The 11485-nt window shown below is 69.9% G+C and carries 10 protein-coding genes and 1 pseudogene; 6 read left to right on the top strand and 5 right to left on the bottom strand.

Going from position 1 to position 11485, the window contains the following annotated elements; all coding sequences use genetic code 11:
• Positions 1 to 94 precede the first annotated feature (94 nt).
• Positions 95 to 442, top strand: a pseudogene (locus AOK11_RS38815) (transposase family protein); the annotation flags it as partial.
• Here the strand turns inward: AOK11_RS38815 and AOK11_RS00455 are convergent.
• Positions 367 to 738 carry a hypothetical protein gene (locus AOK11_RS00455; RefSeq protein WP_055591596.1) on the bottom strand — a complete coding sequence of 124 codons (372 nt, stop codon included), beginning with the start codon at positions 736 to 738 and terminating at the stop codon, positions 367 to 369. The pseudogene AOK11_RS38815 and the gene AOK11_RS00455 overlap by 76 nt on opposite strands.
• Before the next feature lie 164 nt (positions 739 to 902).
• On the opposite strand from AOK11_RS00455, the gene AOK11_RS00450 reads away from it, so the two are divergent.
• The gene (locus AOK11_RS00450) at positions 903 to 1652 is read left to right on the top strand and encodes an SAM-dependent methyltransferase (RefSeq protein ID WP_055591595.1); all 750 of its coding nucleotides are present in this window, start codon (positions 903 to 905) and stop codon (positions 1650 to 1652) included.
• Positions 1653 to 1703: 51 nt separating this feature from the next.
• On the opposite strand, the gene AOK11_RS00445 is transcribed toward AOK11_RS00450, so the two are convergent.
• Genes AOK11_RS00445 through AOK11_RS00430 form a run of 4 tightly spaced genes read right to left on the bottom strand, consistent with a single transcriptional unit; the run spans position 1704 to position 5438 of the window.
• A complete protein-coding gene (locus AOK11_RS00445) occupies positions 1704 to 2378 on the bottom strand; it encodes an amino acid kinase family protein (protein ID WP_055591594.1) in 675 nt (224 codons plus the stop codon).
• Positions 2375 to 4105: a carbamoyltransferase N-terminal domain-containing protein gene (locus AOK11_RS00440; RefSeq protein ID WP_240497157.1), complete on the bottom strand. Its 1731-nt coding sequence runs from the start codon at positions 4103 to 4105 to the stop codon at positions 2375 to 2377. The genes AOK11_RS00445 and AOK11_RS00440 overlap by 4 nt, the downstream gene beginning before the upstream one ends.
• Positions 4106 to 4141: 36 nt before the next feature.
• A complete protein-coding gene (locus tag AOK11_RS00435; RefSeq protein WP_055591592.1) occupies positions 4142 to 4618 on the bottom strand; it encodes a GNAT family N-acetyltransferase in 477 nt (158 codons plus the stop codon).
• Positions 4619 to 4643: 25 nt separating this feature from the next.
• Positions 4644 to 5438, bottom strand: a complete 795-nt coding sequence (locus tag AOK11_RS00430; protein ID WP_055591599.1) for an SDR family NAD(P)-dependent oxidoreductase — start codon at positions 5436 to 5438, stop codon at positions 4644 to 4646.
• 531 nt (positions 5439 to 5969) lie between these two features.
• Here AOK11_RS00430 and AOK11_RS00425 point away from each other — a divergent pair.
• From AOK11_RS00425 to AOK11_RS00410, 4 genes are all read left to right on the top strand, one after another.
• Positions 5970 to 6728, top strand: a complete 759-nt coding sequence (locus tag AOK11_RS00425; RefSeq protein WP_055591591.1) for a thioesterase II family protein — start codon at positions 5970 to 5972, stop codon at positions 6726 to 6728.
• Between the two features lie 109 nt (positions 6729 to 6837).
• On the top strand, positions 6838 to 8529 hold the full coding sequence (locus AOK11_RS00420) for an ABC transporter transmembrane domain-containing protein (RefSeq protein ID WP_055591590.1): 1692 nt from the start codon (positions 6838 to 6840) through the stop codon (positions 8527 to 8529).
• A 49-nt stretch (positions 8530 to 8578) separates the two neighbouring features.
• On the top strand, positions 8579 to 10324 hold the full coding sequence (locus tag AOK11_RS00415) for an ABC transporter ATP-binding protein (protein ID WP_055591589.1): 1746 nt from the start codon (positions 8579 to 8581) through the stop codon (positions 10322 to 10324).
• Between the two features lie 59 nt (positions 10325 to 10383).
• A complete protein-coding gene (locus tag AOK11_RS00410) occupies positions 10384 to 11472 on the top strand; it encodes an ornithine cyclodeaminase family protein (RefSeq protein ID WP_107098453.1) in 1089 nt (362 codons plus the stop codon).
• The last annotated feature ends 13 nt before the right edge of the window (positions 11473 to 11485 follow it).

Below are 11485 nucleotides of genomic sequence, written 5' to 3'. Positions count from 1 at the left end.
CAGCGAGACGATCACCACGACCGCATCCCAGCTGCTACCGACGCTCCAGGACATGGGTACGCACCTGCAGCGATGACTTTCCGAGCGGTACACCATCGACCGAATCGCCGCCGATCGCCCGTTCTACTCGGGCAAACACAAGAAGCACGGCATGATCCGCCTCCCTTACCGCAGCCGATGGGACAGCCTCTCCACAGGCCGACAGGCCGTCAACCGGTCCCACGCAAAGATCCGTGCGCTGGTCGAGCAGGCCGTCGCCACCCTCAAGTCCTGGCGTCCCCTCCGCGAACTCCGCTGCTCGACGACCCGGATCACGAGCCTCGTCCAAGCCGTCCCGGTCCTCCAACTCGCTGCCACGGACCGAGCTCAACCCGCAGCATTCACCAGGTCCGTCAATTCGGCCTCGGTCGTTCCCGCCCGCAGGCGAACGTCGAAGGTGTAACCCTCATCGCAGAACACCAGGTCAAGGTCCATGGGCGTCAGCCTGCGGAAGACGATCGCCAACCAGATCGCGTCTTCCTCCCGGACGTCCGTGTACAGACAGGTACCGTCCTCGTGCAGATACGCCTCACCTGGGCCGTTCTCCGTCTTGAACTGCCATATGAGGCTGCGTACTTCGCCGCGGTGCATCGAGTCGATCCCAACCTCGGACCACCGGGCACGGATCGCGTCTGTCAGCGCATCTCGATCGATGCGCCATCCGCCCGTATCACCCTCGACCACCGCCAAGAACGTCACAGCCAGGGTCTACCAGATGTCCGTGGCACAGCGTCGATCGGCCGTCGTCTGAAGTTGGAATGGGCTCACTGGCTGTCAACCGCACCACACTCCTTCGGGTCGACCGGCCCGCGTCCGCGGGGCGCCTGGACAGCCCTGACGCAGGCGGTAGGCAGACTGCTGTCATGCACCGCCGACAGATCAGTTCCCTCGCCCACACCCTGCACCCCATCGCCGCGCCGCTGAGCGACGCGTCCGTTCGGACGCTGCTCGACCGGGCCGTCCCTCACGGCACCGCCCGTCTCCTCGATCTCGGCTGCGGATCGGGCACCTGGCTGCTGCGCGCGCAGGCCGGCCGCCCGGACCTGCGTGCCGACGGCGTCGACAACGACGCCGACGCCATCGCCGCAGCCCAGGCCTCGGCCGGCGCGGCCGGAACCGGCGACCGGATCGCCTTCCACGCGCAAGACGCCGCCGAGTTCCGCTCGCCCCACGGCTACGACCTCGTCCTGAGCATCGGTGCCAGCCACGCCTTCGGCGGCCTGCTCCCCACCTTGAAGGCAGCCGAAAGCCACCTCGTGCCGGGCGGCACAGTACTCGTCGGCGACGGCTTCTGGGAGCGCGAACCGGACCGCCGCACCCTCGACTGCGGTTTCACCGCGGACGAGTACGACGGCCTCGCCACGACCGTCGACCGGGTGGTGTCCGAGGGCTGGGTGCCCCTCTACGGACATGTGAGCACCTTGCAGGAGTGGGACGACTACGAGTGGTCCTGGACCGGCTCCCTGTCCCGGTGGGCCCTGGACCACCCTGATCACCCGGACCGCGTCCAGGCCCTCGATGCCGCGGCCGAGCACCGCGCCGCCTGGCTCCACGGCTACCGTGGCACCCTCGGCTTCGTCACTCTGCTCCTGGGCAGGGAGCCCCGGCCCTGACAGCCTGCCATCCCTCCCCTCGACCAGTGCACCGCGCCTGCCACGTCCGCGTCACCCGCCGGACACCGCCCCGGGGCCGCTCTCACCCTCGCCGTCCAGACGGTGGAGATGCCTCAGCACGGCATGCGGAACCGACATGTCGACGACGGACGCGGCCGCGTCGCACGTACCCTCGGCTCCCGCCGGGAGCACCAGAGCGGCCTGTAGCGCGTCGGCGAGTGCGACGGCCGCCGTGACCGCGCCCAGGAACCGGATGCCGCCGCCCGAGTCGTACGCCACACTCGACACCACCGGAATGTGGCCGGTGCCGAGAAACAGCCGCACCACCCCCGGATCGGCCTGCACGTCCGTTCCGTCCCCCACCACCAAGGTGCGGGCGTCCTCCCCCGTGATGCCGACCGCCGGCACGGTGTGGTCGCCCAGGCTGCCGACCAACCGGCGCTGCACGTACCCCGCGACGTAGCGGCGCAGCGCGACCGGGTCGTCGGGCGGGCTCACCGGGGGGTGCGGGCCGTGGTCGTGCACGATCACGGCCCGCACCCCGCTGTACCGCAGGAACGCGATGTCGCCGCAGAACGCGTGCCGCAGCTTGTCGTCGCCCAGGACGTGATCGCCCGCCACCACGACCACCGTCCGTCCGTACAGTTCGCTGAGCCGGGGCAGCGTGGCGACGAGCACCTCGGCCGTGCCGTGGGCGGCGGCATCCGGGCGTTCTCGGAGTCTCACGCCTCCGTACGACCGTCGGTCCGCCGGTACAGCGTCCCGTCGCTCCAGATCCGGGAGACCCGGCCCCACCGCGCGGCGGACGCGACGTCGGGGAAGAAGCCGTGCCCGTTGAGGTTGGCGCTGGTGTTGCACAGCACAGGGATGCCGCTGAGCCGGTGATAGGCGGACAGCACGCTGGAGAGCACGTCGTCGTCGCCCCGGCCGACCGTCTGGAGCCGCGCGGTCCCGTCGAGGTGGACGACCGCGGGGATGCGCTCCTCCCAGCCCGGCCGTACCTCGTGGTCGAAGAGCATGTGCGGGTCCGGCGTGCCGGGCGAGAAGATCTTCGGGGCCTCCTCCTCCAGGCAGATGGGCGCGACGGGCCGGTAGGGCTCACGGTCCTTGATGCGGTTCAGCTCGTCCTTCATGGCCGCGCTGACCGGCGCCGCCAGGATGCTGCGGCCGCCCAGCGCGCGGGGGCCGAGTTCGGCACGGCCGTGCAGGACGACGACCGGCTCCCCGGTCCCGTGGAGGATCCCGGCGAGTTCCTCCGGGGTGCAGGCCGACGTCGTCCAGCCGGCCGGCAGTTCGGGTGACGGGGTCAGCGCCGGGCCGAGCCGCGGATGCCAGTCGAGCGCCGTCAGACCGACGTGCTGCGTCCGGCCGAGGACGGCCGCGCCGATGGCGGATCCCGAGTCGTTGGGGAAGGGCGGGACCCACACGTCGCGGAAGACCGGCGCTGCGCGCAGCGCGCTGTTCCACTTGATGTTGAGTGCGCAGCCGCCGGCGAAGCAGAGGTTCCACGGCGCTTTGCCCTTGCCGGCGGCGGTCACCTTGGCGGTGATCCGCTCGACGAGGAGTTCCTCGAAGAAGACGTGCACGGAGGCGAGCACATCCTCGTCGCGCACGCCGTTCTCCGACACCCGGGCGCGCACCGCGGAGAAGAACTCGTGTACGGGCGGCACGGATCGCTCGAAGAGGCTGCCGTACCCGCCGACGGTCGCCCGGTACTCCACCGCGGCCGGTTCGTCGCTCTCGAAGATGCGGTGGAACTCCTCGCGGAGCACGGCTGTCACGGCGTCGTCCGGCTGTCCCAGCGCGATGTAGGCCATGAGCTTGCCGGCCACCGAGAGGTCGTCGACGGTGGGTGACTGCACCGTCTTGCGGAAGGGGCCGAAGTGGTGTCCGGCGATGGCGTACGCGTGACCGAGGATCGGAAAGAGCTCGCCCAGGTTCTGCACGCCCTCGCGCGGGTCGACCCAGTAGAGGCGCGGGAAGAGGCCGCCGTCCCAGACGAGGACGAAGGATGCCTCGCCGCGCCGCGCGAAGGGGCTGGAGACGTAGGCGCTCGACACATGCCCCGCCGCGTGCGGGAAGCTGGTGTACGGGTAGGTCGCGCCGTCCATGGGAAAGATGCCCGAGACGCTCGGCACGTCCAGTGCCGGGCAGGCCGGCGACTCACGGTAAGGGCCGACCACGATCTCGGTGGGCGCACCCTGGTCGAGCAGGGAGACCGTGCCGGACACGTCGCCGTCCCAGCCGTCGACCACCCATTCGTCGACGTCCTCGGGCTTGTAGCCGAAGTCGGAAAGAATCTGAGGGATCAGGCTGAAGTCGGCGACGGTGCTGTAGCGCGGACCGTTTCCCAGCTTCTCCATCTCGACACTGAAGATCAGGCGGTCGTCGTCGAGCAGGGCGACAGCGCCGTCATGTGTGAGTTTTAACCCGCAGATTATCAACTGTGTCACTCCTAGGTCTGCTTGAGCAGGCACACGGGCATGTTTTCAGTCTCTGGACGAGTCGAAGGCCAGTCTCAACCGGTAGAGGCTCGACCTGCGGCCGGGGCGGAACAGAGCGCGCCATTCATCACGGGTCTCGCTCGCCGGGACGTTCGAGAACCCCAGCTTCTTGAACCATTCTCCGCGGTACCGGGTCAGAGCCAGCAGAGACTGGTACCCCTGCTCCGTGCCGGTGTTCGCGGCCAGGCCGACCAGGGTCCGGCCGATTCCCCGGCCCTGGCAATCGGCCGCGATGCAGAGGTTGTAGACGACCAGACTCGCGCCGAGCGGAGCCGTCCCTGCGCATCCGACGACCCGACCCCCTTCGCAGGCGACTACGAACTGCTCGATGCGTTGGGCGAGTTCGTCTGTCGTGCGGTCTATCAGCAGCCCCTTCTCCACGAACGGGGCGGAGAGGGACGCGATGTGTTCCGCTTCCCCGCGGCATGCCGGTCGTGCGACGAGGCCGTTCCGCGGGCTCATGTGCCGGGGAACGGTACGCACCAGCTCAGACGTCATCCGTACCGCCGGGCGAGGCGGGCGGGCTCCCCGCGAAGCCGAGTCCGAAGTGCTGTTCGGACGGCATCAGTTCGATCATGTTGACGTTGACCCGGGCCGGCTGTGCCAGGCACCACGACACCGCCTCCGCCACGTCCTCGGCGGTGAGCGGTTCAAGTCCCGCATAGAGCGCGTTCGCACGCTCCTCGTCACCGTCGTAACGCACCTTGGCGAACTCGGTCTTCGCCATGCCGGGTGCCACACAGCTCACCCGGACACCCGTTCCCTGGAGGTCGACGCGCATGTTCAGCGAGAGCTGATGCACGAACGCCTTCGTGGCGGCGTACACGTTGCCGCCCAGGTAGGGGTAATGCGCCGCGATCGAGCCAATGTTCACCACATGGCCCGACCCGCGGGCAACGATCCGGGGAAGGACCAGACCGCTCACGTTGAGCAGACCGGTGATGTTGGTGTCGATCATTTCGCGCCAGGCGTCGTCCCGTCCCGACTGGAGCGGTCCGAATCCGCGGGACTGGCCGGCGTTGTTGACGAGTACCGAGATGTCGTGGAAGTCCTCGGGCAACTGGTTCAGGGCCCGGTCCAGACCCTCACGGTCCCGGACGTCGGCCACCACCGGCAGGATCGCACCGACGGGGTCATGCTCCGCCAGGGCCCGCAGCCGGTCCGCCCTGCGCGCCAGGGCAACCACCAGGTACCCCTGCCGGGCCAGCACTTGTGCGGTTCTCTCGCCGAACCCCGACGAAGCACCCGACACCACGGCTACACCACGTTCGCCCTGCGCCATGCACACATCCCCTCGTCCTCGTCGCGCTGTATCGACACGAGAACTCGACGCGCTCACCCCAGCGCCCCGGTCGAGGGCAGGGTTTTGGACACCTGTTCAGCGGCAATGGGGTCTCCTTGCACGCCGGCCGACCAGAGGTACGTCTCCCTGCGCCGAATCCTCTGCCGGCAAGGCACCGGGTCGGAATGACCACTGACCCGTGAAGTCCTAGCCAGTGAAGCCCGCACTGACACACACTCCTCGTGTGACGTGAGTCACTTCCTGGTGCGCCGTCACTCAACGGGGGCATCCTCCCGTGGGGCCGGGACACGGACGCGACGGACGGGCGATTTTCGTCCTTGCCATCTCAAGTCCCGCCCGTGATAGGAATGTTGGCAACGCGCTGGAGGCATGCGTATTCCCGATTCACGTCGTACCCGCCGAGCACGGACCGTTCGCCTACCTCTGCACGTCACCTTCGACCGACAAGGGAAACAGTGTGTCCGCTCTCCAGAAGTGTCACCTCCACCTGCCCGTCGTAGACCGGCGCCCATGACCGAAGGCCCCCTGATGGAGTGGGACCCTCCCCACACGGCGACGGCGCTGCTGGTCTGCCTCCCCCACGCCGGCTCCGGTGCCTTTCAGTTCCGCCCCTGGCAGCAGATGCTCGGCCCGGACATCGCGCTTGTCGCCGTACAGCTGCCGGGCAGGGAGAACCGCTGGCGCGAGGATCCCGCCACGTGCATGGCCGAGGTGCTCGACGAGCTGACCCCACGGCTCGCAGCCCGCCTCGACCTTCCCTACTACGTGTTCGGCCACAGCATGGGAGCACTGGTCGGGTACGAACTCGCCCGCCGCCTGGGGCGCCAACAGGGCCGCTGGCCGCGCGGATTCCTCGCCTCGGCCTGCCGGGCACCGGACGAGCAGCGTGAACCGTCGGGCATCGAAGGGCTCACCGATGAGCAGCTCGTGGCGGAACTCGTCGCGGACGGGGTCGTGCCTGCGGCCGTCGGCGCCAACAGCCGTCTTGCCGCCGCCGTGACGCGACCTCTGCGCGGCGACAGCGCCATCTGTGACACCTACACCCCGCCCGAGACGGATCCGCTCCTGCGCTGCCCTCTCGGCGCATGGCGGGGACAGGACGACGAGGGTGTGACCGACGGACACATCCGCAGGTGGGCCGAGTGGTCCACCGGGCCCGCCACGGTGCGGACGTTCCCCGGCAACCACTTCTACCACCTGGACGTTCCGCGTCGGGTGACGGCCGAGCTGAGGAAGTTCGTCACGGCCCTGCTGCCCACACACCACTGACGGACCGTTCCGGTCGCCCGCGCACCGTGCACCGCTCGCACCGCAGACCCATCCAGTCCCCCTGACCGCCCCGGCCGTCCGGGGCGGGACGACCCCGAAGGAAACCGCATTGCCAAGCAACAATCCGCTGCCCGAGCTGGGAGATCCGGATCTCCGGTCGCCCAGGAGCTATCTCCGATGGCTGATCGGCAGGCAGTCGCGCACGCTGTTCCTCGGGGTGTTCTGGGGCTGCCTGTGGATGGCCAGCATGGGTCTGACCCCCTTCGCCATAGGCCGGGCCATCGACGCGGTGTCGGACAAGGACACCGGCCGTCTGTGGACCTGGACCGGTGCCATCATCGGGCTCGCCCTGGTCACCACCGTCGGCAGTGTGCTGCGGCACCGCTGTGACACCATCGGCCGGCTCAAGGCCAACTACCTCACGTTCCGTCTGGTGGCCTCGCACGCCACCCGGCTCGGGGCCACGCTGTCCAAGCGGGTCTCCACGGGCGAGGTGGTCGCCATCGGCACGGCCGACATCACCCGGATCGGCGCACTGCCCGGGGCCCTCGCCCGGGGCATCGGCAGCGCGGTCACCGTCGTCCTCGTCGCCGTGGTGCTGCTCTCCACATCGGTCACCCTCGGCCTGCTCGTCCTCATCGGTGTCCCCGCCCTGCTGATGGGAACCGGCCCGCTGCTCAGCCCCCTGCACAAGCGGATCGGCAACTACCGCGACCTGCAGGGCGACTTGACCAGCCGTGCCGGTGACATCGTGTCCGGCCTGCGCGTCCTGCGCGGCATCGGCGGCGAGGCCACGTTCGGCGAGCGCTACCGCAAGGACTCGCAGCGCGTGCGGCAGGCGGGCGTCCACGTGGCGAAGATCGAGTCGGTGCTGCCCGCCGCCGAGGTGCTGCTGCCCGGCATCTTCGTGGTGGCGGTCGTCTGGTTCGGCGCGCGCCAGACCATCGGCGGCGACCTGACCGCCGGTGACCTCGTCGCGGCCTACGGCTACGCGGCCTTCCTCATGCTGCCGATGCGCACGGCGACCTCGGCGGTCCAGTCGTTCGTCGGCGCCGACGTGGCGAGCAAGCGGGTCGTGGGCGTCCTGTCCCTCGAGCCGGAGCCCACCGGCGACACCGCGCCGCCCGTCGTCTCCGAGGCGCCCGACCTGTACGACGCCACGTCCGGGCTGCGGGTGCATCCGGGCGTGATGACGGCGATCGCCGCCGCCACCCCCGAGGAGGGGGCCGAGATCGCCGAACGGCTCGGCCGGTACGCCGAGGGACGGGTGACCGTCGGCGGCGTGCCGCTGGAGACCCTGCCGCTGGATCAGGTGCGCGACCTAGTCCTGGTGGCCCGCAACGACGACTTCCTCTTCTCCGGCGTCCTCGCCGAGGATCTGGGCGGACGCTCCGATCAGGTGCGGGCGCAGGCCCTGCACGACGCCAACGCCGAAGACATCGTCGAGGCACTGCCCGACGGTTTGGACACCGTCGTCTCCGAGGGGGGAGCCAGTTTCTCGGGCGGCCAGCAGCAGCGGCTGCGGCTTGCGCGCGCCCTGGCCGCGCAGCCCCCGGTGCTCGTTCTCGTCGATCCCACCAGCGCCGTCGACGCACATACCGAGTCCGTCATCGCCGAACGGCTCCACACCTCCAGGTCGGAGCGGACCACGGTGGTCGTGACCAACAGCCCGCTGCTGCTCGACCGGGCCGACGAGGTGGCCTTCGTCGAGGACGGCAAGGTCGTCATGACCGGTACGCACCGCGAACTCGTCTCCGGCTCGTCCCAGTACGCCGCCGTGGTGATGCGGGAGGAGGCGTGAACGTCATCGTCCCCGTTCTTTCCGACAGCCGCACGCCAAGGAGCGCACAGTGAGTCTTCCGGTAGCCGACGCGAAGACGGTGCGCCGTCACGTACGCGGTCTCGTGCGCAGCCACACCGGACTGCTGACGCGCACCGTGCTCTGGTTCGTCCTCGCCACCGCCTGCGGTCTGGTCGTCCCCGCCCTGCTGGGTGAACTGGTCGAGCAGGTCGAGAAGGGCGTCACCACCACCCGGGTCGACGTCACCGTGCTGGTGATCGCCGGACTGTTGATTCTGCAGGGCGTGTTCACCCGCACGGCCCGCCTGGAGGGCGCCCGGCTCGGCGAGCTCGTCCTCGCCGACATCCGCGAGGGGTTCATCCGCCGGGTCCTGACGCTGCCCCTGCACACCGTGGAGAAGGCCGGCGGCGGTGACCTGCTGACCCGCAGCACCCGCGACGTGGACTCGCTCTCCCGTGCCGTGCGCATGGGTGCGCCCTCGATCCTGGTCGCGGGCCTCTCGGTGGCGCTGACGTTGGTGGCGCTGGCCGTCACCAGTCCCCTCATGGTTCTCCCCTGCCTGGTCGCCGTCCCGGTCATCGTCTGGTCGACCCGCTGGTACCTGAAACGGGCCCGGGACGCCTACCTCGCCGAAGCGGCGAGCTATTCCGACCTGACTCAAGGGCTCAACGAGACCGTGTCCGGTGCCCGCACCGTGGAGTCGCTGCGACGGTCCGGTCCGCGCGTGCGCCGCACGGACGCGCACGTGGAGCGAGCCAACCGCGCCGAGCGGCGCACGCTGTTCCTGCGCAGTGTCTGGTTCCCGCTGATGGACTTCGGCTACATCCTGCCGGTCGCCGCGACCCTGCTGTTCGGCGGACTCTTCTACATCGAGGGCTGGGTGAGCCTCGGCGAGGTGACCGCCGCGACCCTGTACACCAGGGCCGTGATCGACCCGCTGGACGAACTCCTCGGCTGGCTCGACGAGCTGCAGGTGGGCGACGCCTCGCTCGCCCGTCTCATCGGCGTGGAGTCGGCGGTGGAACCGGAGCGGACCACCGACCGCCGCCCCGCCGACGACCGGCTCACCGCGGAGGGCATCGCCTACGGATACCGGCCCGGCCATGACGTGCTCAAGGACGTTTCGTTGAGCACCGGCGCCGGTGAGCGCGTCGCCGTCGTCGGTCCCTCGGGCGCCGGCAAGTCCACGCTCGCGCGGATCCTGACCGGCATCCACGGGCCGCGTACCGGCTCGGTCACCCTTGGCGGAGTGCCGGTCCATGAAATGCCGTTGGAGGAGCTGCGCCGCCATGTCGCGCTCGTCACGCAGGAACACCACGTGTTCCTCGGGTCCGTGCGGGACAACGTCGCACTGGCCGCGCCGGACGCCACCGACGCCGAAGTGACGGCAGCCCTGACAGCGGTGGCGGCCGACGCGTGGGTGCAGGCACTGCCCGACGGCATCGACACCGAGCTGGGCACCGAAGAGACGCCGGTCTCACCCGCTCAGGCACAGCAACTGGCCCTGGCCCGACTGGTGCTGGCCGACCCGCACACCCTGGTGCTGGACGAGGCCACCTCCCTGCTGGACCCGCGGGCCGCACGTGACCTGGAGCGTTCACTCGCGGGCGTTCTGCGCGGGCGCACCGTCATCGCCATCGCCCACCGGCTGCACACGGCATACGACGCGGACCGTGTGGTCGTGATGGAGGACGGCCGCATCACCGAGCAGGGCCCGCACGCGGAGCTCGTCTCGGCCCACGGCACCTACGCGGGCCTGTGGGAGTCCTGGCACGGGCGCGGCCCCTCGACCTGAATCCCTCTGCCCCATCGACCCCGTTGAACCAGCCCGAACACTGAGCTCCGGGAGAGATCTTGCAAGCTGAGCGCACGCACATCGTCGACGCCGAAGCCGTCGCCACCATCGTCACGAAGGTGGGACTGGGGCAACTCTACGACCTGACCATCGCCCGCATGGAGGCGGCTCTCACCGGTGGACCCGGTGCGCCGGTGGAGATGAAGCAGCGGGACGGTTTCCTGCTGGAGACACCGCAGTTGGGCCTGCTCGAGTGGATGCCGGCGGTCCGCCAAGGCACCACGGTCTCCATCAAGATGGTCGCCTACAACCCGCACAATCCGGTCAAGAACCAGCTGCCCACCATCCTGTCGACACTGTGCGCCTTCGACACGGACAGCGGCCACCTTCGTGCCGTCGTCGACGGCACGTTCGCCACCGCCGTCCGTACGGGCGCGGCGTCCGCACTGGCCAGCCGGGTGCTCGCTCGCCCGGACTCCGCCGTGCTCGGCCTGGTGGGCTGCGGTGCCCAGGCGGTCACGCAGTTGCACGCCCTGGCACGCGTCTTCTCGTTCTCCGAGGTGCTCGTCCACGACAAGGACGCGCGGGCGGAGCGATCCTTCGCGGCGAGGGCCCGGATGCCCGAGGGGCTGGTGCGCGTCGCGCCGCTCGCGGAGGTGGAGGAGCGGGCCGACGTGCTGTGCACCGCCACCTCGGTCGGCCCCCACGAGGGGCCGGTCATCCGGGGCACGTCACTCAAGCCCTGGGTGCACGTCAACACCATCGGATCGGACATGCCGGGCAAGACGGAGCTGCCGCTGGACCTTCTGCGCGCGGCGGTCGTCTGCCCGGACCACGTGGAGCAGGCACGGGCCGAGGGTGACTGCCAGCAGCTCGCCCCCGAGGAGATCGGGGCTCCGCTCCCCGACCTGCTGCGTGATCCGGACGCGCACCGCAGGCTGTCGCCGGTCACCACCGTGTACGACTCGACAGGTCTCGCGCTGCAGGATCTCGTCATGGTGGAGGTGCTGGAGGAGTTGGCGCGGGACCTCGACGTCGGACACCACGTCTTCATCGAGGCGACGGCCGACGACCCGCAGGACCCGTACTCGTTCCTCCCTGCGGAGGTCACCCGGTCCCTGGCCGGCACGGCCGGAGCGCGACGATGACGGCCGGGAGGCC

Source organism: Streptomyces hirsutus (genome assembly GCF_001418415.1).
Lineage (GTDB): Bacteria > Actinomycetota > Actinomycetes > Streptomycetales > Streptomycetaceae > Streptomyces > Streptomyces hirsutus.
The sequence above is the reverse complement of the archived record's forward strand: the minus strand, read 5'-3'. Positions and strand labels throughout refer to the sequence as shown.

What these genes read in the sequence shown, in the direction of transcription:
- AOK11_RS00450 (WP_055591595.1), top strand. Translation starts at nt 903, where the DNA reads ATGCACCGCCGACAGATCAGTTCCCTCGCCCACACCCTGCACCCCATC.
- AOK11_RS00435 (WP_055591592.1), bottom strand. Translation starts at nt 4,618, where the DNA reads ATGAGCCCGCGGAACGGCCTCGTCGCACGACCGGCATGCCGCGGGGAA.
- AOK11_RS00430 (WP_055591599.1), bottom strand. Translation starts at nt 5,438, where the DNA reads ATGGCGCAGGGCGAACGTGGTGTAGCCGTGGTGTCGGGTGCTTCGTCG.
- AOK11_RS00425 (WP_055591591.1), top strand. Translation starts at nt 5,970, where the DNA reads ATGACCGAAGGCCCCCTGATGGAGTGGGACCCTCCCCACACGGCGACG.